This is a genomic window from Nocardia sp. GCM10030253 (assembly GCF_042675075.1).
Taxonomy (GTDB): domain Bacteria; phylum Actinomycetota; class Actinomycetes; order Mycobacteriales; family Mycobacteriaceae; genus Nocardia.
In genome coordinates this window covers 639,037-665,926 of record NZ_JBHTDL010000004.1, presented here as the reverse complement: position 1 = coordinate 665,926, position 26,890 = coordinate 639,037, and the positions used below count along the sequence as shown (strand labels likewise).

The window sequence follows — 26,890 nt, the reverse complement described above, 5'->3', positions numbered from 1 at the left end:
ACGGGTGCCTGAATCACGCTGCTGGCGCGGTTACTCGACGAGGACTGCCGAGACCGTAGAGGCCGGCGGGTGCCAGGGACACGGAAAAGTGTTGTGCTCCAAGCCATCACGATCAGGCGGGCGTTATCCCGCGGGACGTCAGGGGCGACGATCAGCAGGGTGATCGTGTAGACAAACCCGATGGCGACGACCCGTTCGCGGTGACGTGGGATCCGAACGCGCTACGCGGGATGTATGACGAGACGGGAGGATCGAACGGGTGACCGGGTATTGGGAAGAGGTGATTTCGTGATGGTGGAACGTCCAACCGATGAGCAACTACGGCAATGGCTGTACGACGCCGAATACGACTGGGATGCAGAGGACTACGACCGACCGATGCCATCGAACACTTTCCCGGTCTACTACGACGACGCCTACCAACCGACTCTGGCGGCGCTGTTCCGGGAGCTGCTGGAGCATCGCAGCAGAGCGCGCAGGCATCACCTTGTCGAGGAAGCCATGAACAATCCCGACCCCGCTGTGGCCGGTCGTGCCGCTAACGAACTGCACAAGCTGATCCGAGAGGGCGGCGAATGACCGACGGCGGTGAAAGGATCGGCGTCATGAGGGCAGCGACCGGACCGAACGGATAGGGAACGGCAGGATCCCACTCCGCGTGATCTCCATGGTCGGCGACGAAGCGCATGTGGTGACGCCATGGCATAGCGCCATGCTCACAGACCGGACCGCCCGCGACTGTGATGCCCCGGTCGGTGAAGTCCCGGGCCGCGAATCACTGCGACCGGCGGCCCGGGAGCACGACACGATTTCCGTCTGGTTCACGATCCGCGGCTGTATTAGCCGACCGGAATCTTGATTCTGCTTTCGTCCTACACCGGTGTCCATGCGTCTTGCCAACGAGTGCCGACGCCTGGCTCGTAATGCGGTGGAGATTGGCAAGCCCAACTCCCCTCCGGGAACGGCTTCACTTCGAAGTTTGTGCCCTGGTTGCTAACCCTGTCTCCAGGCCTGTATGCGGTTCCGCGATGATACTGAGGGTAAGACTCTTGGCTTGCCATGATCCTCCTCCTTCACGTATCAGGTATGCGCCACAGCGGCACCGATCAATCCTGACAGATTCTTGGCCCCTCTTGTGTGGGTACCGCCGTCGGTCTTTCGATCATCGCGTCGGTGGGTCGCGCGCTTCCAGCGCTGAATGCCGTCCTCGGTGTCGTCCGGCTCGCCGAGTCGGCCGTGAGAGATGTCAGCGCGGATTGTGCTTGGTGCGAGGCCGGCGTGCGCCGCGATCGGCGCTCGGTCGAGCAAGTCGTCGGGGTTGTCTCGAGTCGCAGCTCGTGGCCATCACGGCTGTGCAACACCTGGAGACAGCACCGATCGTCCAGGCGTGCAAACGTGCCTGGACACACCTCAGGACCCGCCGGGCGCGGTGCACGATCATTGCCACGACACGAGATCCCGCACGCAGTGCACAATGCGCTGGAGCGCGACCTGTCGCACCGCACGCGACCCCGATCTGCTGAACCAAGCGTTCACGGGTCCATGGGTTCCAGACTCTGGGTGATCTCGATAAACCGGTCGTTCTCGGCAGCATTACCGATGCTCATGCGTAGATAGTGGGGTATGCCGATATCGCGGATCAGGACACCTTGGTCGAGATAATACTGCCAGGCCAGTGCCGCGTCCGTGAACCGTCCGAACAGGAGAAAGTTGGCCGCACTATCCACCACATCGAATCGGTGGTGGCGCAGAACGCGGGTAATGCGTTCTCGCTCCTTCGTGAATTCCGCAACGTGTCCGATTATCTCGTCGGCGTGGCGCAAGACCGCCCGCGCTGCGGCTTGGGTCAGGGCCGATAGGTGATATGGCAGACTCACCAATTTCAGTGCTTCGATGGCCTCGGGAGCGGCGACAAGGTATCCGAGGCGTCCGCCGGCGAAGCCGAATGCTTTGCTCAGGGTTCTGGTCACCATCAGACGTGTGGGGAACCTGTCGATCAGGCCGATCGCGCTGGGTACTGAGGAGAACTCGCCGTAAGCCTCGTCCACGATCACGATGCCCGATGCTGCCTCGAGAATCCGCTGCAGGTCGGCGATCGCCATACTCTGTCCGGTGGGATTGTGTGGATTTGTCAAGAACACGATGTCGGGTGCATGTTCGAGAATTGCCGCGAGTGCCTTGTCTATGTTGAGTGAGAAATCGGCATCGCGAGCAATTTCCAGCCATTCGACTTCCGTGGTGGTCGCGATGCTCGCGTACATGGAGTAGCTCGGCACGAAACTCAATGCGCTGCGCTCGGAGCCGCCGAAGACCTGCATCAACTGCTGTAATATCTCGAGTGATCCGTTGGCCGCCCATATGTTGTCGAATTCAACAGCGACTCCGGTCTGTCGGGAGATGTAGTCGGCCAAGTCGGTCCGCAATTCGATCGCGTCCCTGTCGGGATATCGATGTAGCGATGAAACTGCCTCTCGCAGCGACGCCAATATGTCCTCGGAAACCCATGACGTCGGCGGGAAAGGGCTCTCATTGGTATTCATCCGTACGGAAACGGACAGCTGCGGCGCGCGATACGATGTTCTATTCAATAATCCTCTTCGCAATGGCAGATCTGCCATCCGGGTCTGAGACCCGGTAGGCGCCACATCGGCGAATTCATCGCTCCGCTTCATTGCAGACCTCACTAGCTAACATCGGCCGGATCGGATTCCGGCAGCACAAGCGGTCGAATAATATCGGCAACCTGGTCGAGCGCATATGCCGCTACTTCTCGACACTGGGAAATCTGGCTAATAAGCGCCCAATTTTTGGCTAACGATGGCCATTGATGTCAAGACTGTTTGATGCGCCGTGTGCATCGGTGTCGCCCATATCGGCCAGTTTTCCGACGTTATCCGTCGATCGACTGGTCGGTGGCCGTCGTCGTCGGCTCCGGCATCGACGATCGGCGGGCGCGCGGGATACTGCATGTCGAGGGCTCGCTTGTCCTGGTCGTCGGCATCGCGGATTGGTGGATTCTCGGCCTACTGGTCGCCGCAATCGCGGCCTTGTCTGTCGAGCGCCGAAGGTCACCGGCGAGAACGCCGAAGCATCTGGTGGCATCAACAGCCTGGCGCCCTCGCGCTTGCCGGAGCGGTATCGGCGTTCGTCCTCAACCCGCATGACAAACCCGAACAAGCCGCGATCGGAGCGACTGAACCGTGCTGATCAGGTCGGGCGCGTTCGACCTGACCTGCAGGTCTCCCCACGTCGCGTCCGAGGGCAAACCATCGGTTACCGTACTGTGACCTATGTCACAGTTTGATAGCAGTTGGCAACGTTTGTCCCAAAAGCTTTCCATACGCTTTGCGAAGTCTTTACTATTTGGCTGACCTTCGCGTCATCGGGTCGCTGCTCCACGAAGCAACAGCTTCGCCCGCCGCTCGCTTTCGATGCCAGTACATGTTCGACCGATGAACCGGATCGGCTCCCGCCGTTCCGGCGAAGGAGAAATATGTCCACCGACACCGATTCCGCACCACGGACGTCGCCGCTCCGCGCAGGTTTTCCCGAACGTCTCGCCGTTATCGGCCGCCACGACTTGCCCGCTTCGGTCGTGGTTTTCCTTGTCGCACTGCCGCTTTCGCTGGGTATCGCGGTGGCCTCCGGTGCGCCCGTCGCCGCCGGTCTGATCGCGGCTGTCGTCGGCGGTGTGGTCGCCGGGCTGCTCGGCGGCTCGGCGGTGCAGGTGAGCGGGCCGACCGCGAGTCTCACCGTTGTCGTCGCCGAAAGCGTGCACCAATTCGGCTGGGCGGCAACCTGTTTCATCACCATGGGGGCGGGTGTGCTGCAGATCCTGTTCGGCCTGAGTCGGGTCGCGCGCGGCGCACTCGCCATCGCGCCGGTGGTGGTGCACGCGATGCTTGCGGGCATCGGCGTCATCATCGCGCTGCAGCAGGTGCATGTGCTACTCGGTGGCAACTCGCTGAGTTCGTCGTTCGTCAGCCTCACCGCCTTGCCGCATCAGCTGATGTCGGTACATCGCGGTGACCTCGCCATCGGTGTGGTTGTCATCGTCATCCTCATCGCCTGGAGGTTCGTCCCGCGCCCGGTGCGTGTCATGCCGGGGCCGCTGGTCGCAGTCGTCGTCGCAACGGTTCTTTCGCTGGTGCTGCCGACGCATGTCGAGCGCATCGTGCTGGACGGGTCGCTGCTCGATTCGATCGGCCTGCCCGCGATTCCGACCGGCAGCTGGTCCGCCATCGCGGTGACGATGGTGACGATCGCGCTGATCGCCAGCGTGGAGAGCCTGCTGTCGGCGGTAGCCGTGGACAAGTCGCGTCCGGACAAGCCGACGAATTTCGATCGTGAACTCATCGGGCAGGGCTCGGCGAACATGGTGTCCGGGCTGCTCGGTGGCTTGCCCATCGCCTCGGTGATCGTCCGCAGCATCACCAACGCCCAGGCGGGGGCGCAGACCAGGGCCGCGACGATGTTGCACGGTGTCTGGATCCTGCTGTTCGCGGTCGCGCTGGCCGGACTGGTTCAGCAGATTCCCAAGGCGGCACTGGCCGGGCTACTCATTCTGATCGGCGTGCAACTGGTGAAGTTGGCGCACATCCGGCTGGCTCGCCGCACCGGCGACCTGTGTGTCTACCTGGCGACAGTGCTCGGCGTGGTGTTCCTGAATCTGTTGCAGGGCATGGTGATCGGCCTGCTGCTGTCTTTCGCGCTGCTGTTGTGGCGGGTGGTCCGGGTGACGATCATCGCTGAACCGGTGGCCGGCGCCGGGCGCTGGGTGGTGACCATCGACGGCACCTGCACCTTCCTTGCGCTGCCGAAGCTGACCGCCGAACTTGCCAAGGTGCCTGCCGACGCCGAGGTCACCATCGAGATGACCGTCGACTTCCTCGACCACGGCTCCTATCAGTTGATCGCCGACTGGGCCGCGCAGCGCGAATCCGATGGTCGGATAGTCGAATTCGTCGAAATCGGTAGTGCGCGGATGGCACGGGCGGAAGCGGGCCCGCCGGAGCGCGGGCGTTCGCGGCAGGTCATCGACGAGGCGATCGGGCCGTGGCGGCGCAGCGGCAACCGGGAGGATCCGATAGCGGCGGGCATCGCGGCCTACCACCGCGGCCATGCCCATCTCATGCGGCCGCACCTGGACGGATTGCGTCACCGGCCCGACGCCGACTCCTTCTTCCTGACTTGCGCCGATGCCCGCATCGTGCCCAACGTCATCACCAACAGCGGTCCCGGTGACCTGTTCACCGTCCGGAATGTCGGCAATCTGGTCCCGGCGGGCGGCAGCGATGTGTCGGTGGAGGCCGCGTTGATCTACGCGCTGGAGAAGCTGGACGTGCGCGCGGTGGTGGTGTGCGGGCATTCCGGCTGCGGCGCGATGGAGGCGCTGCACCGCGAGGTGCGGACCGGACCCGGCCTCGGCGATTGGCTCGCGCATGCGCGGCCGAGTCTGGACCGGTTCCGGCTCGGGCACCCGGTGGCCGACGCCGCGGCATTCGCCGGCTTCGGCGAAGTGGACCAGCTCGGCATGGTGAATGTCGCGCTGCAATTGGAGCGGTTGTACGCGCACCCGGCGGTGCGCGGTGGGATCGAAGAACGCGGTGTTGCGGTGTCGGGGCTGTTTTTCGATATAGCTACGGCGCGGGTCATCGAGGTCACTGTCGACGGGATCGCCGAGTTCGACGATGCGGGTAGCCGTGTCGCCGCGGAACCCGTGTAGCGGTGGCGCTTTCGGCTCACCATTGCGGTCGGCCGGAGCGGATGTGCTGAACGTCACGGCATCGTCCGACTATGGGGCCAGGCACTTTTGGGCTACTTCTCAGGCTTTGCTAAGTCTTTACCAATACCCTTGTTGGGATTTACATCTCGACCTCGCGTCGGGAACTGCTTCACCGCGAGATGCCGGTTCGCGGTCTTATGCCCTGCTGGACATGTTGATCGTCAACCGACCTCGGCGCCTGCCGAGTTCGGCGAAGGAGAAGTCAATGGCTGTCGAGAACGATGTAGCCACACCACTGTCACCGTCCACCGCATCGGGGGAAGGCCGTAGTTCCGGATCTCGATCCGGCTGGGTGGCGTCTGTCCTCCGCCACGACGTGCCCGCCTCGATCGTGGTGTTCCTGGTCGCTTTGCCGCTGTCCCTCGGCATCGCCCTGGCTTCGGGTGCCCCCGTGGCCGCCGGACTCATCGCTGCTGTTGTCGGCGGTATCGTCGCCGGTACGGTCGGCGGCTCTGTGCTGCAGGTGAGTGGCCCCGCTGCGGGACTTACCGTGGTCGTCGCCGAGTCCATCAGTGAATTCGGTTGGCGTGTCACCTGTTTCATCGTGGTGGCCGCTGGTCTGTTACAGATCCTGTTCGGGCTCAGCCGAATCGCCCGGGCGGCGCTCGCGGTCGCGCCTGTGGTCGTGCACGCCATGCTGGCGGGCATCGGTATCACCATCGCGCTACAGCAGATCCATGTGCTGCTCGGCGGCTCCTCACACAGCTCCGCCTGGAAGAACATCGCCGAACTGCCGGGGCAGTTGATGAACCTACACGGCGGCGACGCGTTCATCGGCGCGGTCGTCATCGTGATCATGCTCGGGTGGCGTTATGTTCCGGATCGGGTGCGTGCGGTCCCCGGGCCGCTGGTCGCGGTCTTCGCAGGCACCGTGCTATCCCTGCTGCTGCCGACGGGTGCTGAGCGAATTGTGTTGAGCGGTTCGCTGTTCGACGCGATCGAGCTGCCGAAGCTGCCGAGCGGTAACTGGGCGGCAGTGGCGATCATGGTGCTGACCATCGCACTCATCGCCAGTGTCGAGAGCCTGCTTTCGGCAGTGGCCGTCGATAAGATGCACACCGGCAATCGGACCAATTTCGATCGGGAACTCATCGGCCAGGGTGCGGCCAACGTCGTCTCCGGTCTGCTCGGCGGTCTGCCGGTCACCGGCGTGATCGTCCGCAGCGCCACCAATGCGCAGGCGGGCGCGCGTACCAGGGTCTCCGCCGTGCTCCATGGGTTCTGGATTCTGCTGTTCTCGGTCGCGCTGGCCGGACTCGTGCAGCAGATTCCGAAGGCCGCGCTGGCCGGCCTGCTGATCGTGATCGGCATCCAACTGGTGAAGCTGGCCCATATCAAGCTCGCCAGGCGTACCGGTGACCTGCTCGTTTACGCCGTCACCGTGGTCGCCGTGGTGTTCTTGAACCTGTTGGAAGGCGTGATTATCGGTCTTGCGCTGGCCTTCGGGTTGCTGCTGTGGCGGGTTGTGCGGGTGGCCGTTGCCGCCATGCAGATCCCCGGTTCGCGACGGTGGCTGGTCACCATCGACGGTTCCTGCACCTTCCTCGCCTTGCCCAAGCTGTCCGCGGAGTTGGCGAAGGTGCCCGCGGGTGCGGACGTCACCGTCGAGATGACCGTGGACTTCCTCGATCACGCCGCCTTCGAGGCCATCGAGGAATGGGTCCGTCAGCAGGAAAGCAGTGGCGGCACTGTCGGTTTCGTGGAGATCGGTAGCGCGCGAATGGCCCATGCGACGGCGGGTCCGCCCGCGCGCGGCTTCGGTCGGGCTGTGATGGACGAGATCCTGGGCCCATGGCGCAGCGACGACAAGAACATCGATCGGGTCACCTCGGGTGTCGCGGCCTACCACCGCAGTCACGCGCATGTGGTGCGGCCGCATTTGGATGACCTGCACGACTCGCAGGACCCGGATTCGTTCTTCCTGACCTGCTCGGACTCGCGGATCGTGCCCAACGTCATCACCAACAGCGGACCCGGTGACATGTTCACGGTGCGCAATGTGGGCAACCTGGTTCCGCTGACCGGAGACGCGTCGGTGGAGGCCGCGCTGATATTCGCGCTGCAGGAGCTGAATGTGCGCTCCATCGTGGTTTGCGGCCACTCGTCGTGCGGCGCGATGAAAGCGTTGTACTCCGGGACCGACACCGGCCCTGGAATCGGCCCCTGGCTGGCACATGCCGACCCGAGCCTGGAGCGCTTCCGCCTCGGGCACCCGGTGGCGATCGCGGCCGAGGCGGCCGGGTTCGGTGCGGTGGACCAGCTCGGAATGGTGAACGTGGCGGTCCAGGTGGAGACCCTGCACCGGCATCCGGCGGTTCGCGCTGCCGTCGCCGAGCGTGGTGTGACGGTGTCGGGCCTGTTCTTCGACATCGCCAGCGCCCGCGTCATCGAGATCACCGTCGACGGGCTCGTCCAGATCGACGACGCCGAGCACAGCCACACACCCGAGCTCGTCTGAGATGGCGAACACGTGAACCCGTCCGGATCATGGTCCGGACGGGTTCGTCGGTGCTCGAGCCGAATTCGCGACCGCCGGATCGCTCGTAGGCTGGCAGGGTGATCACCGAGCTCGAACCTCGATCGACCAGCGAACCGACCGGCTGGCGCGCCTTCCGCGCGCGACTGACCGTGCGACCTACTCTGAACCTCGCCTACCGGATCGGGGTCGCGGTGGTCGGCGCCGCGGTGCTGGTGCTCGGAATCCTGGCGATTCCCTATCCCGGACCCGGCTGGGCGATCGTCTTCGCCGGGCTCGGCATCCTGGCCACTGAATTCGCCTGGGCACGCCGGGCACTGAGCTGGCTGCGAGGCAAGTACCGGCAGGGTATGGCCTGGTACTCCAGCCGGGGTACGGCTATGCGGGTGTTCGCGGCGGCGGCTACCTTCGCGCTCGTCGTCGCGACACTATGGATATTGGGAACATTCGGGTTGCTCGGCGGCTGGATCGGAGTCGAATGGCAGTGGTTGCACAGTCCCCTCTCTCGGTGAACACCGTCCAAGGACGGACACTCACCCAACCGGACTGGCTCGCCGCGCGGATCGCGGAGATGGGCCAGTCCTGGGGCACCACCTCACCGCGGATCGCGGGCACCCTGTGGTGGTGCATGGTGGCCTCCGCGCTGGTCGAGCAGATCGCGCGTGCCTACGCGCACGAGGAAGCTGCGGCCGCGCCGGTGCTGGACCGGATCGAATGCGAGGTCCGACCCGACGGTGGGGTCGACCGCGTCCAGATCACCGCCCCCGGCGACGATGCTGTCGAATGCGGCGCCGCGCTGCGGGAAACCCTCACCGCCGTGATCACTCCGGTCGCCGCGGTATCGGGCGCCGGCGTGCCGTCGCTCTGGGCGATCGTGGCCGACGCGATCGGCAATCGGGCACTGGATGCCGGTATACCCGAGGCGGGCACTCGACTGGCCGCCGAGATCGGCGACAAGCTGCCGGCGCCCCGCTTCGTCGAGGTCGGCGGCCGCACCTTCGTGCGCCGCATCTCCTGCTGCCTGGTGTTCGAGGTCCCCGGTTGCGAAATGTGCACAAGCTGCCCCAAACGCCCCGCCACCGAGCGCAAGGCCCTCCTGGAGAAGCTCGCCACGGAGAGCTGACAAGGGAGCGAGGCGGGCTGCGCGCAGCCGCCATCGTGCCGATAGCATGGTCCGCGCTGGAGCAATCTTGTATCCGGCCGATGACACGCGGGAACAAGCCCGCCCACCAGAACGCCAAGGAGTCCGCTGCCGTGACCACCTCAGCCCCTATCAGCCCAGTCGCCCTCGTCCGGGTGCCGGCCGGGACGACGGCGGGCGCCGCGGTACGCGAAGCGGGCCTGCCGACCAAGGGACCCGACACGATCGTCGTCGTCCGCGACGCGGAGGGCCTCAAGGATCTGTCCTGGATCCCGGACACCGACGTCGAGGTGGAGCCGGTCGCCGCCGGTAGCGACGACGGCCGCAACGTCATCCGGCATTCCGCCGCGCACGTGCTCGCCCAGGCGGTGCAGCAGGAGTTCCCCGGGGCCAAGCTCGGTATCGGCCCGTTCATCAAGGACGGCTTCTACTACGACTTCCAGGTCGACAAGCCCTTCACCCCCGAGGATCTGGCCAAGCTGGAATCCAGGATGAAGAAGATCGTCAAAGGCGCGCAGCGCTTTTCGCGTCGCGTGGTCGAGATCGACGAGGCACGCGTCGAGCTGGCCAAGGAGCCGTTCAAGCTCGAGCTGATCAGCGACAAGTCCGGCATCGACGACCCGGAGGTCATGGAGGTCGGCGGCAAAGAGCTGACCATCTACGACAACCTCGATCCGCGCACCGGCGAGAAGGTGTGGGGCGACCTGTGTCGCGGCCCGCACATCCCGACCACCAAGTTCATCCCCGCGTTCAAGCTGACCCGCAGCTCCGCCGCCTACTGGCGCGGCGATCAGAATCGCGAGGATCTGCAGCGCATCTACGGCACCGCCTGGGAGTCCCAGGAAGCCCTCGACGAGCACATGCACCTGCTGGCGGAGGCGGAGCGCCGTGACCACCGCAAGCTCGGCCTGGAGCTGGACCTGTTCAGCTTCCCCGACGAGCTCGGCTCGGGCCTGCCGGTGTTCCACCCCAAGGGCGGCATCATCCGCAAGGAGCTCGAGGAGTACTCGCGCCGACGCCACGTGGCCGCGGGCTACGAGTTCGTCAACACCCCGCACATCACCAAGGGGCATCTGTTCGAGGTCTCCGGCCACCTGGACTGGTACCGCGAAGGCATGTTCCCTGCCATGCATCTGGACGCCGAGTACAACGAAGACGGCACCGTCCGCAAGCCCGGTCAGGACTACTACGTCAAGCCGATGAACTGCCCGATGCACAACCTGATCTTCCGGGCCCGCGGCCGGTCGTATCGCGAACTGCCGCTGCGGCTGTTCGAATTCGGCTCGGTGTACCGCTACGAGAAGTCCGGCGTCGTGCACGGCCTCACCCGGGTGCGCGGCATGACCCAGGACGACGCGCACATCTACTGCACCAAAGAGCAGATGCATGCCGAGCTGACCAGCACCCTGCAGTTCGTGCTCGATCTGCTGAAGGACTACGGCCTCGACGACTTCTACCTCGAGTTGTCGACCAAGGACCCGAAGAAGTCCGTCGGCTCCGACGAGATCTGGGAAGAGGCGACCGAAACCCTGTCCAAGGTCGCCTCGGCTTCCGGACTGGATCTGGTGCCCGATCCCGGCGGCGCCGCGTTCTACGGCCCCAAGATCTCGGTGCAGGCCAAGGACGCGCTCGGGCGTACCTGGCAGATGTCGACCATTCAGCTGGACTTCAACCTGCCGGAGCGGTTCAACCTCGAATACACCGCCTCCGACGGCACCAAGCAGCGGCCGGTGATGATCCACCGCGCGCTGTTCGGCTCGATCGAACGCTTCTTCGGCGTACTCACCGAGCACTACGCGGGCGCCTTCCCCGCCTGGCTGTCGCCGGTGCAGGTCGTCGGCATCCCGGTCGCGGAAGCCTTTGCGCCGCACCTGGATCGAGTGATCGAGAAGCTGCAGGACGTCGGGATCCGTGCGCAGGTCGACCGCAGCGACGACCGGATGCAGAAGAAGATCTTCAACAACACCGCGCAGAAGATCCCGTTCATGCTGCTGGCAGGCGAGCGCGATGTGACAGCGGGCGCGGTGAGCTTCCGCTTCCGCGACGGCACCCAGGTCAACGGGGTGCCGGTCGCCGCCGCGGTCGCCACCATCGTGGCGTGGATTGCCAACCGGGAGAACGCTTCACCGACTGCCGAGGGCTTCGAGGTACTGGCGGAGAAGGGCTTGGCATGAGCGAGCGCACGGTGCCGGATGGGCTCGCGGATACCGCGGAACCGACCGAGCAGGGGAGCATCGTGGATACCGGGGCCGGCGAGCCGGACCGGCTGCAGCGGCTGTGGACGCCGTATCGGATGTCGTATATCGCCGAGGCGGCCACCCCGAGCCCGAAAGACGCGACCGGACACCCGTTTACCGATATCCCGAAGATGTCGGACGAGGACGGCCTTGTCATCGCGCGCGGTGAAGTGGTCTACGCGGTGCTCAACCTGTATCCGTACAACCCGGGGCACATGATGGTGGTGCCCTACCGCAAGGTGGCCAACCTCGAGGACCTCACGCCGGCGGAGAGCGCCGAGCTGATGGCGTTCACCCAGCAGGCCATCCGGGTGATGAAGCAGGTCTCTCGGCCGCACGGATTCAATGTCGGTCTGAATCTCGGTGGGGTGGCCGGCGGTTCGCTCGCCGATCACCTGCACCAGCACATCGTGCCGCGCTGGGGCGGGGACGCGAATTTCATCACCATTGTCGGCGGGGTGAAGGTGATGCCTCAGCTGCTGCGGGAAACCAGGGCCCTGCTCGCCGAAGCGTGGAAAGAGGTCGAGTAAGTGCTGAGCTTCTTCGGCCGCGAGACGTTCTCCAAAGCGACTGCGCCGCTGGGTAAGGCGCTTGTCAAGACCGGGCTCACGCCCGACGCGGTGACCGTGATCGGCACGGTGGCCTCGATCGTGGCCGCGGTCACCCTGTTCCCGACCGGACACCTGTTCTGGGGAACCATGGTGATCTGGCTGTTCGTCATGTTCGACATGCTCGACGGCGCCATGGCCCGCGCGCGCGGCGGCGGCACGAAATACGGTGCGGTACTGGACGCCACCTGCGATCGGGTCGCCGACGGCGCGATCTTCGCCGGGCTGGCTTGGTGGGCGGTGTACCACGAGAACAGCAAGCCGCTGTTCGTGGTGACGCTGGTGGTGCTGGTGACCTCGCAGGTGATCTCGTACGCGAAGGCGCGCGCCGAGGCGAGCGGTCTGTCCGCGGACGGCGGGCTCATCGAGCGACCGGACCGGCTGATCATTGTGCTGGTCGGCGCCGGACTCACCGGTATCGGCGGTTACTTGGGGCTCGAATGGCTGACCTTGGCCGTGTATGTGGCGATGTGGATTCTCGCGGTACTCAGCATCGTGACCGTGTTTCAGCGGCTGCTTGCGGTCCGCAATTCGCCAGGCGCGCGGGACGTGATCCCGCCCCGTCCAGCCGCGGAATCCCAGGAAACCGCATGACCAGTCGTGACTTGGCTTGTGTTCCGCAGGAGTGGTTGTGAGTATCGGGGAACGGATCGGGGCCGCGGGGTATGCGGCGGGTTGGCGGCTGGTGCGCGCGTTGCCGGATTCGACCGCGCGCGGGCTGTTCGATTGGGGCGCCGATCGGGCAACGCGCAATGGCGGCCCGGAACAGCTGCGGCGCAATCTCGCTCGGGTGACAGGGGTTCCGCCCGAGCAGGTACCCGATGAGCTGCTCAGAGCGAGCATGCGCTCGTATGCCAGGTACTGGCGCGAGGCCTTCCGGCTGCCGTCGATGGACCATGTGGCGCTCGGTGCGAAGCTGACCGTCGACGGGGTGGAAAACCTGGAAGCGGCGCTGGCGCGGGGGGATGGCGCGGTCTTGGTGTTGCCGCATTCCGGGAACTGGGACATGGCTGGGGTCTGGCTCGTGCAGAACCATGGCGGGCTGGCGACCGTCGCGGAACGGCTGAAACCGGAATCGCTGTTCGAGCGCTTTGTCGCCTACCGGGAAAGCCTCGGTTTCGAGGTGTTCCCGCTGACCGGTGGCGAACAGCCACCGTTCGTCGAGCTGGCGGCGCGGCTGCGCGACAACAAAGCCGTCTGCCTGATGGGGGAGCGCGACCTCACCGGTCGTGGCGTCCCGGTGACCTTCTTCGGGGAGACGACCTGGATGCCCGCGGGCGCGGCGAAACTGGCCATCGAGACCGGCGCCGCGCTGATCCCGGTGCACCTGTGGTTTACCGTCGACACTGACGGCCGTGAGGGGTGGGGCATGAAAACCGAAGCTCCACTGGATGTTTCGGGTGGTGTGGCGGCGGCGACGCAAGCATTGGCCGATCGGTTCGCGGCCAATATCGCCGAGCATCCCGCCGACTGGCACATGCTGCAGCCACAATGGGAGAACGACCTCTCGCCGGAGCGACGCGCCAGGATTGCCGAGGCGCAGGCTGCCTTCGACGCACACGGCAGGGGAGACGACACGCCATGAAAATCGGCATGGTCTGCCCCTATTCGTTCGACGTTCCCGGCGGGGTGCAGGCGCATGTCGTGGAACTGGCGCGAGTGTTCATCGAACGTGGTCACAAGGTGAGCGTGCTGGCTCCCGCCTCCGAAGATACGCCGCTACCCGACTTTGTGGTGTCGGCCGGTCGCGCGGTCGCGATCCCGTACAACGGATCGGTGGCGCGGCTGTCTTTCGGCCCCATGGCATACACCAGGATTCGCCGCTGGATCGACGGCAACGACTTCGATGTGCTGCACATCCACGAGCCCAACGCGCCGAGCCTGTCGATGCTCGCGCTGAAGATCGCCGAGGGCCCGATCGTGGCCACCTTCCACACCTCGACCACGAAATCGTTGGTGCTCAGCACCTTTCAGGGTGTGCTCAGGCCGTATCACGAGAAGATCAGCGGTCGGATCGCGGTTTCCGAGCTGGCGCGCCGCTGGCAGGTCGAGGCGCTCGGCTCCGACGCGGTGGAAATCCCGAACGGCGTCGACGTGCCGGCTTTTGCGCGGGCGCCGATGCTGCCCGGCTATCCGCGGGTGGGCAGGACAGTGCTGTTCCTCGGCCGCTACGACGAGCCGCGCAAGGGGATGGAGGTACTGCTCGGCGGGTTGCCCGCGCTGGTGCGCAAGCATCCGGATCTCGAGATCCTCATCGTCGGACGCGGTGACGAGGAGCGGTTGCGCCGCGAGGCAGGCCCGCTGGCCGAGCACCTGCGTTTCCTCGGCCAGGTGTCGGACGAGGAGAAGGCCTCGGCGATGCGCAGCGCGGATGTGTACTGCGCCCCCAATCTCGGCGGTGAGAGCTTCGGCATCATCCTGATCGAGGCGATGGCCGCCGGAACTGCCGTGGTGGCAAGTGAGCTGGACGCCTTCCGGCGGGTGCTGCGTGACGGAGCCGCGGGTGTGCTGGTGCCGGTGGGTGATTCGGCTCGGCTCGCCGCCACGATCGACGGCTTGCTCACCGATGACGTGCGCAGGGAAGCGTTGGTGCAGAACGCGACCCAGATCGTCGGCGAATACGACTGGCCGGTGGTCGCCGAACAGATCTTGCGGGTTTACGAGACGGTGACCGTCGGCGACGTTCGAGTGCGGGCCGCCGGATGATCACCTTCTCCGCGACAACGGTTCTTGTACTCGCGCTGATCGCGGCGGTGATCGTCTCGATAGGCATCTGGGCGTACTCGACGGCCAATCGGCTCGACCGCCTGCACGTGCGTTCCGATCAGTCCTGGCAGGCCCTGGATTCGGCGCTGGCGAGGCGGGCGGTGGTGGCCAGATCGGTCGCGATCGCGATCGCCGGACCGGTGTCCGATCCGGCGTCGGCCGAACAGGCCAGACTCCTGTCCACGCTGGCCGATCGGGCGGAGCGCGCGGGCCGCAACGACCGCGAAACCGTCGAAAACCAGCTCTCGTCAGCACTTTCCGCGATCGACATCGCTGAGCTTCGGCCACAGCAGGTGGCCGAACTCGCCGACGCCGAGGCCCGGGTGCTGATCGCCCGCCGCTTCCACAACGACGCGGTTCGCGACACCCTCGCCCTGCGCACCCGGCGACCGGTCCGCATCCTGCACCTGGGCGGCACCGCGCCGTTGCCGACCTACTTCGAGATCACCGAACGTGCCACTCCCGCCGCATCGACCGGGCTCGCGGTGGACACCATTCGCACCTCGGCGCGGGTGGTGCTGCTCGACGAACAGGATCGCGTGCTGCTGATGCGCGGGCACGATCCCAAGACACCGGACATCTCGTTCTGGTTCACCGTCGGCGGTGGCGTCGAACCAGGAGAGACCCTGCGCACCGCCGCCGTTCGCGAACTGTGGGAGGAGACCGGTCACCGGGTCGACCCGGACGGACTGAGCGGCCCGATCTGGCGACGCGTCGCGGTGTTCCCGTTCGACGGCGACCTGATCCGCGCCGAGGAACTGTTCTTCGCACTCCGCGTTCGTGCCTACGAACCACAGCCGGGCAACATGACAGCGGTGGAACGCCGCTCCATCACCGGCAACAAGTGGTGCACCGCCGCGGACATCGTCGCGCTGGACCAATCCGGCGAAACCGTCTACCCCTATCACCTGGACCAGCTGATGTCCGAGGCCGCGGCGGTCGTCTCGAGTGGCTCCGATCCCGAGGTCCGTTCGATCCGCTGAGTGATTGGGCGACAAGTCGAATGGTGAACTGCCGATCACACTGCACTGTGATGTGTTTCACGATCGTGATAGCGTCGCGACTGGATTGACACGGCCGGGGTAGTGCTAACGGGAGGCACTCGGAAACTCGGTGTCGTGATCCCACCGAGGTGGGATGAACCATTGGTGCGTGGAGGTAAGTAGTACATGTCCTACCTGTTGTTCGATTTCCTCTTGCCGTTGATCGGTCCCACTGCCGCGGAGCATTGGGCTCAGTTGCTGGTGGTCGGCCCGATCTGATCATGAGCTCGGAATTCGCCGGGTCGACGAAACTTCTCGTCGGCCCGGCGAATCCGTTTCCACACCCGTTGGGTATCGGTCCAGTCCAACCGGTCCGGGGTGAGACTTCCTGGTCGCGGCAAGGCCAGTGGTGTTCAACTGGCTATCAAGTGGCCTGATGGGCCCGCCTAGAATCGGTGTCGTTCCGTCCATGCGACCCGATTGGCGCACATGACCCAGGAGTTTGCCGTGACCACGCCCGAGACCACCAACACCATCGGCACCGCCCGCGTGAAGCGCGGTATGGCCGAGATGCTCAAGGGCGGGGTGATCATGGACGTCGTCACCCCCGAGCAGGCCAAGATCGCCGAGGACGCCGGTGCGGTCGCGGTCATGGCGCTCGAGCGAGTCCCGGCCGATATCCGTGCTCAGGGCGGGGTGTCCCGGATGAGTGACCCGGACATGATCGACGGCATCATCGCCGCCGTCTCCATCCCGGTGATGGCCAAGGCCCGCATCGGCCACTTCGCGGAGGCGCAGATCCTGCAGAGTCTCGGCGTCGACTACATCGACGAGTCCGAGGTGCTGACCCCCGCCGACTACGCCAACCACATCGACAAGTGGAACTTCACCGTTCCGTTCGTCTGTGGCGCCACCAACCTGGGCGAGGCGCTGCGCCGCATCACCGAGGGCGCGGCCATGATCCGCTCCAAGGGCGAAGCGGGCACCGGCGACGTTTCCAACGCCACCACCCATATGCGCAAGATCCGCGGCGAAATCCGCAAGCTGTCGTCGCTGCCGGAGGACGAGCTGTTCGTCGCCGCCAAGGAACTGCAGGCTCCTTACGAGCTGGTCCGCGAGGTCGCCCAGACCGGCAAGCTCCCGGTCGTGCTGTTCACCGCGGGCGGCATCGCCACCCCCGCCGACGCCGCGATGATGATGCAGCTCGGCGCCGAGGGTGTCTTCGTCGGGTCGGGCATCTTCAAGTCCGGCAACCCGGCCGAGCGCGCTGCCGCCATCGTCAAGGCGACCACCTTCTACGACGACCCCGACGTGCTGGCCAAGGTTTCGCGCGGCCTGGGCGAAGCCATGGTCGGCATCAATGTCGAGGAGCTCCCGGTCGACCACCGGCTCGCCGAGCGCGGTTGGTGATTTCCGCGTAGCCCGAGAACTGCCGCGACGAGCGGGGACTCAGCGGAGTCCCCGCTCGTGCGCGTAGATGGCCGCCTGGCGCACCGCTGGTGGTCACGTACGCTGATGCACGGCGTTCGACCAACCGGAATCCAGCGGTGCGAGTGGTGGTCGACGCGCTCGTACGCCAGCCGCTGACCAGTTCTGGCTGAAGCCTTGGGCGGGCCACACGATTACCTTATGGCCGCCACAGAGTTGTTGGATAGCTTCGGGATTCGATGCCCGTCTGCCCATGCGGACGTTCGTGCCGCATCGGTGTCGGGGTGACACGCGACCAATCGAATGCAAAGGACGAGCAGTTGAAGCTTCGTAGGACCGGACAGATCACCATCGGCGCCGTGGCGATCGCCGCGATGCTGAGCCTGACCGCATGTGGCAGCGATGATCCGAAGGATCCGCCGAAGACGCCACGCACCACGACCTCCGCGGTGGCGAGCTCGAATCTGCCGCCGATCCCCAGCGCGGCCGATCTGAACACGGCGCTGACACGGGCGCTGGATCCCTCGGTACCGAACGCGGACAAGCTCGAACTGGTGCAGGGCGCGGAGGCCGATCCGGAACTGCCGGGCCGCTTGGCCGAGGCCGCCAAGAGCGCGAACGTGCAGATCACGGTCACCGACGTCACCGCGTTCGGCGACAGCGTCAACGCCAAGGCGAAGTTCATCGTCAACGGCCAGGAGAATATCGTCGACGTGCCGTTCGTCGCGGAAGACGGTAAGTGGAAGGTGCAAAAAGCCTGGTCCTGCACCATGCTGACCAACCTCGGACAGCAGTCGGTGGCGTGCGGCTGAAACCGATCGGAGCCCTCTGACCTGCGCCGTTAGGTCGCGGCTAAGGCGAATTAGATAGTGCGACATGGACGTTCGGTCGTTGCCGACATCACCCGAGAGCGCGATCTCGAGCAACTGTTCACCAACGTCGGCCCGGTAGACCACGTCGTGACGACGGCAGCGGACGCCAGCGGCGCGTATCAGCCCATCGGCTCACTGGACGCCGATATCGGCCGAAACTTCGTCGCGGCCAAGCTGATCGGCCCGGCCCTCGGCGCCAAGCACGCCCACATCGCCCCTGGCGGCTCCTTCATCACCGGCACAGTCCTGCACGTGGACGGCGGCCACCGCCTCACCTAGCCATCCCGGCAAGCGGTCTGATTCGCCGACGAGCGGGGCATGCCTGCGGCAACGTGCGCGAACCACTATGTCCCGTTCGTGGGTAAGCGGCCTAGCGAGGTGCGTCGGTGCGGAGGGCTGGGCGGCGGGGGTGGTCCCAACGGACGAAGAAGGTTGGCGTGTCCGGGTTTTCGTGATTGTGGCGGAGCAGGGCGGGGATCGTCCATTGGTGGTCGGGTGGGGTGTTGCGGCGGAGAGCGGGTTCGGACATATCCAGGTGGAGGGTCAGGTCTAAGGGGAGGGTGCGGCCGAGCAGCATCGGGCCCGCGATGAGGACGACGGCGTCGGGGCCTGCGGGGCGGATGGTTGCGCGCGCTGAGCGGTCGGCGTGTTCGTCCCAGAGGGCGGGAAGCCAGCGGGCGGTGTCGTGGAGGGCGTCGACGACTTCGCGGCGGAGGGCTTCGTAGTCGAACCATGCTGTGCGATAGGACAGTTCGTCGTCGCGGCCGAACTCCATGCGCAGCGAGGCGGGGCGGACGTAGTCATGCAGGGAGACCACGTCGGCGGCGCGGCCGGTGGCGCGCAGGGTGGTCGCGATGTGGTCCGCGAGCGGGATCGGTCCGGCGGCGTCGGCGCCGTCGATCGCGATCGCCAGCCGACCGGGCAGTTCGAGGATACGGGTGGTCACCAATTCGATGAGGCCGTCTCGGGTGATCGCTGCGAACTGTGGCACCCGCCAATCACAACAAACCCGAATCGGGTCGGTGCCGCCGCCCGGGCGGCCGATGTCGCGCGATGCGGTGCCGGCTGGTATGGCGGTGGTGACCGGCCAGCCGGGCGGGAGCGGTGTGTGGTGTCGGGTTAATGTCAGCTCATGGCGACAATCGAAGAGGCGCTGGAAATCGAGCGGCTCGAGCGGGACATCTTCCGTGGTGCTTCCACGAAGACCCAGCTCCCGCGCACGTTCGGCGGACAGGTTGCCGGCCAGGCGTTGGTGTCGGCGGTGCGGACGGTGGAGCCGCGGTACCAGGTGCATTCTCTGCACGGGTACTTCCTGCGGCCGGGCAATCCGGATCAGCCGACGGTGTACCTGGTCGAGCGGATCCGTGACGGCCGGTCCTTCTGCACCCGCCGGGTGACCGGCGTGCAGGACGGTGCCGCGATATTCACGATGTCGGCGTCGTTCCACACCGGCGACGAGGGGCCGGAGCATCAGGACGACATGCCTGCCGTGCCGGCGCCCGACCACCTGCCGGACGCCAGCACCACGATGAGCCCGGAGCGACTGTGGGCGATGCGGGAATGGGAGCACTGGGATATCCGCACGGTGCCGCAGGACAACGTGGCGCGCCGTGACGGTGTGGTGTCCCAGCAGCAGGTGTGGTTCCGCTACCGGCATCCGTTGCCCGACGACCCGCTGTTCCACGTCTGCACGCTCGCCTACATGAGCGACATGACGCTGCTCGGTTCCTCCAAGGTCATCCACCCTGACGACGAGACTCAGAACGCGTCGCTGGACCACGCCATGTGGTTTCTGCGCCCGTTCCGCGCCGACGACTGGCTGCTCTACGACCAGTCCTCGCCATCGGCAGGCTTCGGCCGCGCGCTGACCGGCGGCAAGATCTTCAATCGCGAGGGTCAAATGGTCGCGGCGGTCGTGCAGGAAGGTTTGATCCGCACCCTGCGGGAGCACTGACCCGAGCGCCGCCTGCTGGCCGACCCGCACCACCCGGCCTGAACTCGGTCAGGCTCACACCACCTGAAGGCGCAGGTGGCAGTCGACGGTATCGGTGATTCGACGCAGTTCCCGCTGGAGCAATACCAGCACGATCAGCCACGCGCCTCCGGTGAATTTCATTGCGATACCGCGACATTGAGCACGTAGTCGACGATCAGCGAGGCCGCGGCAACGAGGCTGGTGTGGTGGCCGAGGTGCTTTTCGCCACCGCATAGTTGCCGCCACCGTTCGGGAAGGCCGCGATCACTTGCCGGTATGAGGCGACGAGGACGGCGAGCAGACCCGCGATGAAAAGCGAGTGTCGACCTGTTTCGCGCAGATCGACCCGGCCTTGATGAAACGTTGACGGCAACCGTGAGCAGGACCACATCGCGGCGGCTCGTAAGCTTTGCGTCGTGAACGCATCCTCGGTCGCCGCACCCGCCACCGGAGGGCAGCAGGCCCCTTCCCGACCCACCATCGGGGTGCTGGCATTGCAGGGCGACGTGCGTGAACATGTCGCGGCGCTCGCCTTGTGCGGTGCCGAACCGGTACTGGTGCGCCGCGAATCCGAGCTCGCCGCCGTCGACGCGCTGGTATTGCCCGGCGGCGAGTCGACCACCATCAGCAAGCTCCTCGAGGTGTTCGAACTGCTCGAACCGCTGCGCGCCCGGCTGCGTGATGGCATGCCCGCCTTCGGTTCCTGCGCCGGGATGATCCTGCTCGCCTCCGAGGTGCTCGATACCCGCCCCGACGCCCAGCACCTGTCCGGCATTGATATGACGGTGCGCCGCAACGCTTTCGGCCGTCAGGTCGACTCGTTCGAAACCGATCTGGACTTCACGGGTCTCGACGACGGCCCGATACGCGCGGTGTTCATCCGGGCGCCGTGGGTAGAGCGCGCGGGCGACGACGTCGAGGTGCTGGCCACGGTGCCGAGCGGACCGTTCGCCGGACGCATCGTCGCGGTGCGGCAGGGGAATGTGCTGGCGACCTCGTTCCACCCGGAGGTCACCGGGGATCTGCGGGTGCACGGCATGTTCGTGGATCTGGTTCGCGCCGCATAGCTCGAATCGCACGCAGCGAGCTCGAATCGCAACGCAACGTGAGCCTGGAGAAGGCGCCGCGATAGGCCGAGTAGGCTGGGGAAGTTGTCTACCCGGGCGGAACGGGTACCGTGCGCACAGTCAGACGTGCAGTCGACCTGGAGGAAGTTAGGGAATGAGCGGCCACTCCAAATGGGCCACCACCAAGCACAAGAAGGCTGGGATCGATGCGAAGCGTGGCAAGCTCTTCGCCAAGCTGATCAAGAACATCGAGGTGGCGGCCCGCACAGGTGGCAGTGACCCGGCCGGTAACCCGACGCTCTTCGACGCGATTCAGAAGGCGAAGAAGTCGTCGGTCCCCAACGACAACATCGAGCGCGCCCGCAAGCGCGGCGGCGGCGAAGAAGCCGGCGGCGCCGACTGGCAGACGATCATGTACGAGGGTTACGGGCCGAACGGTGTCGCGGTGCTGATCGAGTGCCTCACCGACAACCGCAACCGCGCGGCGGGCGAGGTGCGCGTCGCGATGACCCGCAACGGCGGCAACATGGCCGACCCGGGTTCGGTGTCGTACCTGTTCCACCGCAAGGGTGTCGTCACGCTGGAGAAGAACGGCCTGTCCGAGGACGACGTCCTCATGGCCGTGCTCGATGCCGGCGCCGAGGAGGTCAACGATCTCGGTGACACCTTCGAGATCATCAGCGACCCGTCCGACCTGATCGCCGTGCGCTCCGCATTGCAGTCCGCCGGAATTGATTACGACTCGGCCGAATCCGGCTTCCAGCCGTCGGTGTCGGTCGCGGTCGACGTGGACGGCGCCCGCAAGGTGTTCAAGCTGGTCGACGCGCTCGAAGACAGCGACGATGTGCAGAACGTCTACACCAACGTCGACCTGTCCGACGAGGTCATCGCGGAGCTCGACGACGAGTAGTCCACTGCTCGGCGGCAGGAAGTAGCCGCCGCTATCGGGGCGGTCCGCAGTGCGCGGGCCGCCCCGATGCATATGCCGGTCACCCCGTCAGCGGGGTTCACCAGGACGAGAGTAGGGCCGGATTGCGTCGAGCTGTGTCCGGCGCCGGCCTCGGTTCACGGCACCGTGAGCACCAACTTGCCTACCGTGCGGCCGGTGTCTCCGAGCGCGTGTGCTTTTGCGGCGTCGGCCAGCGGGAAGACACCCGCGATCGTTGGCCGCAATGCGCCGGTTTCTACCAGTTGCGCGAGTGCGGCCATGCCAGCGTGATCGTCCTCCACAAGCATGCGGACCGCGCGCACGCCCGACTTTTCGGCCTCGGCGGCCAGATCGGTCGGGCCGAAGGCGCGCAGGGAGATCAGCAGGCCGCCGGGGCGCAGGGTGCGCAGGGAGCGGAGGCTGTTGTCGTCGTCGATCGAGTCGAGGACCACGTCTATATCGCGGACTGATTCGGCGAAATCTGTTGTGCGGTAGTCAATCACCTCGTCGGCGCCGAGAGTGCGCAGGAAATCGTGGTTGGGTGCGCTTGCGGTGCCGATCACGTATGCGCCACGGGCCTTGGCGATTTGGACGGCGAAGTGTCCGACTCCGCCCGCGGCGGCATGGACAAGGATGCGTTGCCCGGCGGTCAGGTTCGCGGTGTCGACCAGAGCCTGCCAGGCGGTGAGGGCGGCGAGGGGGATCGCGGCGGCCTGGATGTGGTCCAGTGCGGCGGGTTTCCGTGCGAAGGCGCGCGCGGGTCCGGTCGTGTATTCAGCGAGCGCGCCGTGGCCGTCCGGATAGGGGAGCATGCCGAAGACCTCGTCGCCCGGCGCGAAGAGCGTGACGCCGATGCCGGTGGCGACTACCGCGCCGGACACGTCCCAGCCGAGTACGAAGGGCGGCTCCGGGAGGAACAGGCCGGGCACGGCGCGATGCCGCCAGTCGGTCGGGTTGAGTCCTGCCGCCCGCACTCGGACCAGAATCTCGCCGGGGCCGGGCACCGGACGTGGCAAGTCCACCTCGATGAGAACCTCGGGCCCACCGAGAACGTGCTGGTTGATCGCGCGCATCGTGTTGTTTCCGCTCATGCACTTGACAATGCCCGCGGCCGCCGATCAAAGAAAATGGCACGATTGCCATTCTTCGATATGATCGTGCCATGGTGGTGGATGCTTCGGCGAGTGCGGCGCCGCACCAAGTGGTCGTATTGACGCTGGACGGCGTGTATCCCTTCGAACTCGGCATCCCGAGCAGGGTATTCGGTACCGCCCCGGACAAATACGAGGTCAGGACCTGCTCGGTCGACGGAAGGCCGGTGGCGACCCGCTCCGATTTCGCGATCGCCGTCGAACACGACAGCAGTGCGCTGGATATCGCCGACACCGTGATCATTCCCGCGTGCGACATCGCGATGACTCTCGACGGCGAGCTGCCTCGCGCGGTGTCGGACGCCCTCGCGCGTATTCGGCCGGGGGTGAGAATCGTGTCCATCTGCACCGGCGCGTTCGTCGCCGCGGCCGCCGGCCTGCTGGACGGCAGGCCCGCGACCACCCATTGGAATCAAGTCGAACTGTTTCGCCGCACCTTCCCGAAGGTGCGACTGGATCCGGACGTGTTGTACGTCGACGACGGTGACATTCTCACCTCGGCGGGCGCGGCGGCAGGCATCGACCTCTGCCTGCACCTGGTTCGTCGCGACCACGGCAGCGAAGTCGCCAACATGGTGGCCCGCCGCTGCGTGATCCCGCCATGGCGAGACGGCGGCCAAGCCCAATACATCGAGCAGCCGGTGCCGCCCTCGACCTCCGCCGGCACCGCGGCCGCCCGCCATTGGGCACTGGAAAACCTCGGATTGCCCTTGACCATGGACGATCTCGCCGCGCGCGCCCGCATGAGCAAGCGGACCTTCGCCCGCCGCTTCCGCGACGAGGTCGGCATGAGCCCCGGCCGCTGGCTCATCCAGCAGCGCATCTTCCGAGCACGCGACCTCCTGGAAACCACCGACCTCCCGGTAGACCGCATCGCAGGCGAGGTCGGCTTCGCCACCGGCGGCTCGCTACGCCAACACCTCAATGAAGCAATAGGCGTCTCGCCCCGCACCTACCGCCGCACCTTCCGCCCCGACCCCGCCCAAGAAACCGCCTCCACCCTGCGGTCGCACGAGCGCACGGTCCGTCCATAGCCTCGACAGATCGGCCGATGCCGCATGTGAGTCTTCACCGTTCGCGTGCGACACCGCAGGGCCGCGATGAGCACGGCGACTGCCACCAACTCGATGGTCAGTGGCAGCCACCGTGCAACACCGATAGTCCGTGATGGAAGTTGCTCTGATAGTTGGGGTTCAGATCCGCTGGTGGACGTTAGCGGCGGTTGCGGCACAGGAGTGGCAGGCGCGGCAAGCGGCGCTCGAACAACGGGCACCTACGGGATTGTCGAGGTCATTCCTCGAGACAGGCAGTGAATCCGCTCCGGTGACACTGTGACCGCTCGGCGCTCACTCCGCAATCTCGGTGCGAAAGGTCCACTCATAGACGGGCAGGCTGCCTTCGGGGGTGTCTTGGTGCCTGGCGGTCACCTTGAAATGCTCGTAGCCGCCCCTGAACAAGATCTTGAGTTCGATCCCCGGTGGGGTGATGGGAACGATGCGGGCCTGCAAGTCCTCCGGCCCGCCCTCGAGGACTGCCTTAACAGAGTTGCTCATCTTCGGATCGTAGGGGCATAGCCAAGCCGAATCAGACGATTCCACGAAACCATCGGCCTCTGGCGCGCCGCCTCGGGGACGGAATTCGGTCATGGTCGCGCTGGAACCGGTGCGTGGCGACATCGAGCAATATGGGTCGGACCGGGGCGAGCGCGGGCGAAACATGTCGGTGGGTGCTGTCATGGTGGTGCCGTGACGAATACTTTAGAGCCGTTTCGGGTTCGGATCGACGTCCGCGTGTCCGACCTCGATCTCCAACAACATGTCACCGGCGCCGCGTACCAGCAGTTCGCCGACCACGCGCGGTTCGCCTGCGTGCAGGCGGCCGGGATATCCGTCGAGGACCTACTGAGCTCCGGCCTCGGGCCGGTCAACCTCGAGACGGTGATCAAATACCACCGCGAACTGCGCGCCGGTGACTCGGTGGACGTGTCGTGCTCATGGATCTGGGGCGGCGGCAAGACCTATCGCGTCGAGCACACCTTCACCCGATCCGATGGCGAACTGTCGGCGACCGTCACCTTCGTCAGCGGACTTCTCGACCTACAGTCGCGGCGCCTGGTGGCGAACCCCGCGCACGAATGGGCCTCGCGCGCCACCGAACCGGCGCTGCTCGGTCTCGCGCCTGCGGTGCCCTGACCGCCACTCCCGAAATCGCCCTCCGCGCCGTGTCGCTGTCGCTGGCGGCGTTCGATGTCCTCTAGACTTCGAACAACTGTTCGCGTGTCCGAAGGGGTGTTTTCGTGCGGGTGATGGGTGTCGATCCCGGGCTCACCCGGTGCGGCCTCAGCATCGTGGAGGGCGGGCTCGGCCGCAAGGTGACCGCACTGGCCGTCGATGTAGTGCGCACCCCGCCGGACATGGATTTGGCGCATCGCCTGCTCGGCGTCGCGGATGCCGCCGAACTCTGGATGGACACCCACAAACCCGAAGCGGTGGCGATCGAGCGGGTGTTCGCGCAGCACAATGTGCGCACGGCGATGGGCACCGCACAGGCGGGCGGGGTGATCGCGCTCGCGGCGGCACGGCGGGGGATACCGGTGGCGTTCCACACACCCAGTGAGGTGAAAGCCGCCGTCACCGGCAATGGCACGGCGGACAAGGCTCAGGTGACGGCGATGGTGACGCGTATTCTCGGCCTCCGAGTCGCGCCGAAACCAGCGGACGCGGCCGATGCGCTGGCATTGGCGATCTGCCATTGTTGGCGGGCGCCGTTGCTGGATCGGATGGCCAAGGCCGAGGCACAGGCGGCCGAGGCGCAGCGGCGGTATGCGGAAAGGCTTGCTGAACAACGGAAGGCGGTACGCAGGTGATCGCGTCGGTACGTGGTGAAGTACTGGAGATCGCGCTCGATCACGTGGTGATCGAGGCGGCCGGCGTCGGCTACCGGCTCAACGTCACGCCGGCAACGCTGTCCACACTGACCCGCGGCGAGGAATCCCGGCTGTACACCGCGATGATCGTTCGCGAGGACTCGATGACGCTGTTCGGATTCGCCGACACCGAATCCCGCGACCTGTTCGGCCTCCTGCAGACGGTGTCCGGCGTCGGCCCCCGGCTGGCCATGGCCGTGCTTGCCGTGCTCGAACCCGAGGCGCTGCGCAAGGCGCTGGCGGAGAGCAATGTCGCCGCACTCACCCGCGTCCCCGGCATCGGCAAACGCGGTGCCGAACGCATGGTCGTCGAATTGCGCGACAAGGTGAATCTCGTTCCGGTGCAGTCCGGTCCGCCCGGTGCCACGCCGACCCCGGTGATCACGCCGGTGCGCGACCAGGTCGTCGAGGCGCTGACCGGGCTCGGCTTCTCGCTCAAGCAGGCCGAGCAGTCGGTCGACGCGGTACTGGCCGAACAGCCCGCCGCCGACACCTCCACCGCGCTGCGCGCCGCCCTCGCCGCCCTCGGCAAGAACCGGTAGCGCGG

Annotated in this window: 25 protein-coding genes; 21 read left to right on the top strand and 4 right to left on the bottom strand. The window is 66.0% G+C overall.

Annotated elements, in window-relative coordinates:
• Positions 1 to 291 precede the first annotated feature (291 nt).
• A complete protein-coding gene (locus ACFQZZ_RS07160; protein ID WP_378675682.1) occupies positions 292 to 579 on the top strand; it encodes a hypothetical protein in 288 nt (95 codons plus the stop codon).
• A 953-nt stretch (positions 580 to 1,532) separates the two neighbouring features.
• On the opposite strand, the gene ACFQZZ_RS07155 is transcribed toward ACFQZZ_RS07160, so the two are convergent.
• Positions 1,533 to 2,618, bottom strand: a complete 1,086-nt coding sequence (locus ACFQZZ_RS07155) for a histidinol-phosphate transaminase (RefSeq protein ID WP_378676451.1) — start codon at positions 2,616 to 2,618, stop codon at positions 1,533 to 1,535.
• A gap of 875 nt (positions 2,619 to 3,493) precedes the next feature.
• Here ACFQZZ_RS07155 and ACFQZZ_RS07150 point away from each other — a divergent pair.
• The 13 genes from ACFQZZ_RS07150 to ACFQZZ_RS07090 all read left to right on the top strand — a co-directional run bounded on the left by ACFQZZ_RS07150 (position 3,494) and on the right by ACFQZZ_RS07090 (position 18,575).
• Entirely contained in the window at positions 3,494 to 5,725 is a 2,232-nt protein-coding gene (locus ACFQZZ_RS07150) for a SulP family inorganic anion transporter (protein ID WP_378675679.1), read from the top strand.
• A 265-nt stretch (positions 5,726 to 5,990) separates the two neighbouring features.
• Positions 5,991 to 8,243, top strand: a complete 2,253-nt coding sequence (locus ACFQZZ_RS07145; protein WP_378675676.1) for a SulP family inorganic anion transporter — start codon at positions 5,991 to 5,993, stop codon at positions 8,241 to 8,243.
• Between the two features lie 98 nt (positions 8,244 to 8,341).
• Positions 8,342 to 8,773 carry a TIGR02611 family protein gene (locus ACFQZZ_RS07140; RefSeq protein WP_378675673.1) on the top strand — a complete coding sequence of 144 codons (432 nt, stop codon included), beginning with the start codon at positions 8,342 to 8,344 and terminating at the stop codon, positions 8,771 to 8,773.
• Positions 8,770 to 9,384, top strand: a complete 615-nt coding sequence (locus ACFQZZ_RS07135) for a (2Fe-2S)-binding protein (RefSeq protein ID WP_378675670.1) — start codon at positions 8,770 to 8,772, stop codon at positions 9,382 to 9,384. Before ACFQZZ_RS07140 ends, ACFQZZ_RS07135 begins: the two co-directional genes overlap by 4 nt.
• 80 nt (positions 9,385 to 9,464) lie before the next feature.
• Complete coding sequence (thrS, locus tag ACFQZZ_RS07130) at positions 9,465 to 11,576, top strand: threonine--tRNA ligase (protein WP_378675667.1); 2,112 nt, start codon at positions 9,465 to 9,467, stop codon at positions 11,574 to 11,576.
• Positions 11,573 to 12,169 carry an HIT family protein gene (locus tag ACFQZZ_RS07125; protein ID WP_378675664.1) on the top strand — a complete coding sequence of 199 codons (597 nt, stop codon included), beginning with the start codon at positions 11,573 to 11,575 and terminating at the stop codon, positions 12,167 to 12,169. Before thrS ends, ACFQZZ_RS07125 begins: the two co-directional genes overlap by 4 nt.
• Positions 12,170 to 12,841 carry a phosphatidylinositol phosphate synthase gene (pgsA, locus tag ACFQZZ_RS07120; RefSeq protein WP_378675661.1) on the top strand — a complete coding sequence of 224 codons (672 nt, stop codon included), beginning with the start codon at positions 12,170 to 12,172 and terminating at the stop codon, positions 12,839 to 12,841.
• Between the two features lie 37 nt (positions 12,842 to 12,878).
• Positions 12,879 to 13,832, top strand: coding sequence for a phosphatidylinositol mannoside acyltransferase (locus tag ACFQZZ_RS07115; protein WP_378675658.1), 954 nt, complete (start codon positions 12,879 to 12,881; stop codon positions 13,830 to 13,832).
• A complete protein-coding gene (locus ACFQZZ_RS07110; RefSeq protein WP_378675655.1) occupies positions 13,829 to 14,953 on the top strand; it encodes a glycosyltransferase family 4 protein in 1,125 nt (374 codons plus the stop codon). The genes ACFQZZ_RS07115 and ACFQZZ_RS07110 overlap by 4 nt, the downstream gene beginning before the upstream one ends.
• The gene (locus ACFQZZ_RS07105) at positions 14,953 to 15,996 is read left to right on the top strand and encodes an NUDIX domain-containing protein (protein ID WP_378676449.1); all 1,044 of its coding nucleotides are present in this window, start codon (positions 14,953 to 14,955) and stop codon (positions 15,994 to 15,996) included. The genes ACFQZZ_RS07110 and ACFQZZ_RS07105 overlap by 1 nt, the downstream gene beginning before the upstream one ends.
• A 507-nt stretch (positions 15,997 to 16,503) precedes the next feature.
• Positions 16,504 to 17,406: a pyridoxal 5'-phosphate synthase lyase subunit PdxS gene (gene pdxS / locus ACFQZZ_RS07100; RefSeq protein WP_378675652.1), complete on the top strand. Its 903-nt coding sequence runs from the start codon at positions 16,504 to 16,506 to the stop codon at positions 17,404 to 17,406.
• A 338-nt stretch (positions 17,407 to 17,744) separates the two neighbouring features.
• A complete protein-coding gene (locus tag ACFQZZ_RS07095; RefSeq protein WP_378675649.1) occupies positions 17,745 to 18,236 on the top strand; it encodes a hypothetical protein in 492 nt (163 codons plus the stop codon).
• Positions 18,237 to 18,293: 57 nt separating this feature from the next.
• Positions 18,294 to 18,575 (top strand): hypothetical protein, encoded by a 282-nt coding sequence (locus ACFQZZ_RS07090; RefSeq protein WP_378675646.1) that lies wholly within the window; start codon positions 18,294 to 18,296, stop codon positions 18,573 to 18,575.
• Between the two features lie 91 nt (positions 18,576 to 18,666).
• Here ACFQZZ_RS07090 and ACFQZZ_RS07085 read toward each other — a convergent pair whose 3' ends face one another.
• Complete coding sequence (locus tag ACFQZZ_RS07085; protein WP_378675643.1) at positions 18,667 to 19,287, bottom strand: hypothetical protein; 621 nt, start codon at positions 19,285 to 19,287, stop codon at positions 18,667 to 18,669.
• A gap of 141 nt (positions 19,288 to 19,428) precedes the next feature.
• Between ACFQZZ_RS07085 and ACFQZZ_RS07080 the strand changes: the two genes are divergently transcribed.
• From ACFQZZ_RS07080 to ACFQZZ_RS07070, 3 genes are all read left to right on the top strand, one after another.
• Complete coding sequence (locus ACFQZZ_RS07080; protein WP_378675640.1) at positions 19,429 to 20,250, top strand: acyl-CoA thioesterase; 822 nt, start codon at positions 19,429 to 19,431, stop codon at positions 20,248 to 20,250.
• 437 nt (positions 20,251 to 20,687) lie between these two features.
• Positions 20,688 to 21,338, top strand: a complete 651-nt coding sequence (gene pdxT, locus ACFQZZ_RS07075; protein ID WP_378675637.1) for a pyridoxal 5'-phosphate synthase glutaminase subunit PdxT — start codon at positions 20,688 to 20,690, stop codon at positions 21,336 to 21,338.
• 154 nt (positions 21,339 to 21,492) lie between these two features.
• The gene (locus ACFQZZ_RS07070; RefSeq protein ID WP_378675634.1) at positions 21,493 to 22,248 is read left to right on the top strand and encodes a YebC/PmpR family DNA-binding transcriptional regulator; all 756 of its coding nucleotides are present in this window, start codon (positions 21,493 to 21,495) and stop codon (positions 22,246 to 22,248) included.
• Positions 22,249 to 22,403: 155 nt separating this feature from the next.
• On the opposite strand, the gene ACFQZZ_RS07065 is transcribed toward ACFQZZ_RS07070, so the two are convergent.
• Positions 22,404 to 23,357, bottom strand: a complete 954-nt coding sequence (locus ACFQZZ_RS07065) for an NADP-dependent oxidoreductase (RefSeq protein WP_378675631.1) — start codon at positions 23,355 to 23,357, stop codon at positions 22,404 to 22,406.
• Positions 23,358 to 23,428: 71 nt separating this feature from the next.
• On the opposite strand from ACFQZZ_RS07065, the gene ACFQZZ_RS07060 reads away from it, so the two are divergent.
• Positions 23,429 to 24,451 carry a GlxA family transcriptional regulator gene (locus ACFQZZ_RS07060; RefSeq protein WP_378675628.1) on the top strand — a complete coding sequence of 341 codons (1,023 nt, stop codon included), beginning with the start codon at positions 23,429 to 23,431 and terminating at the stop codon, positions 24,449 to 24,451.
• Positions 24,452 to 24,763: 312 nt separating this feature from the next.
• Here the strand turns inward: ACFQZZ_RS07060 and ACFQZZ_RS07055 are convergent, their stop codons facing one another.
• Positions 24,764 to 24,970 (bottom strand): DUF5988 family protein, encoded by a 207-nt coding sequence (locus ACFQZZ_RS07055; protein ID WP_378675625.1) that lies wholly within the window; start codon positions 24,968 to 24,970, stop codon positions 24,764 to 24,766.
• A gap of 192 nt (positions 24,971 to 25,162) precedes the next feature.
• Between ACFQZZ_RS07055 and ACFQZZ_RS07050 the strand changes: the two genes are divergently transcribed.
• The 3 genes from ACFQZZ_RS07050 (at position 25,163) to ruvA (ending at position 26,885) form a co-directional block, all read left to right on the top strand.
• On the top strand, positions 25,163 to 25,609 hold the full coding sequence (locus ACFQZZ_RS07050; protein WP_378675622.1) for an acyl-CoA thioesterase: 447 nt from the start codon (positions 25,163 to 25,165) through the stop codon (positions 25,607 to 25,609).
• Positions 25,610 to 25,713: 104 nt separating this feature from the next.
• Complete coding sequence (gene ruvC, locus ACFQZZ_RS07045; protein WP_378675619.1) at positions 25,714 to 26,283, top strand: crossover junction endodeoxyribonuclease RuvC; 570 nt, start codon at positions 25,714 to 25,716, stop codon at positions 26,281 to 26,283.
• On the top strand, positions 26,280 to 26,885 hold the full coding sequence (ruvA, locus tag ACFQZZ_RS07040) for a Holliday junction branch migration protein RuvA (RefSeq protein ID WP_378675616.1): 606 nt from the start codon (positions 26,280 to 26,282) through the stop codon (positions 26,883 to 26,885). The genes ruvC and ruvA overlap by 4 nt, the downstream gene beginning before the upstream one ends.
• The last annotated feature ends 5 nt before the right edge of the window (positions 26,886 to 26,890 follow it).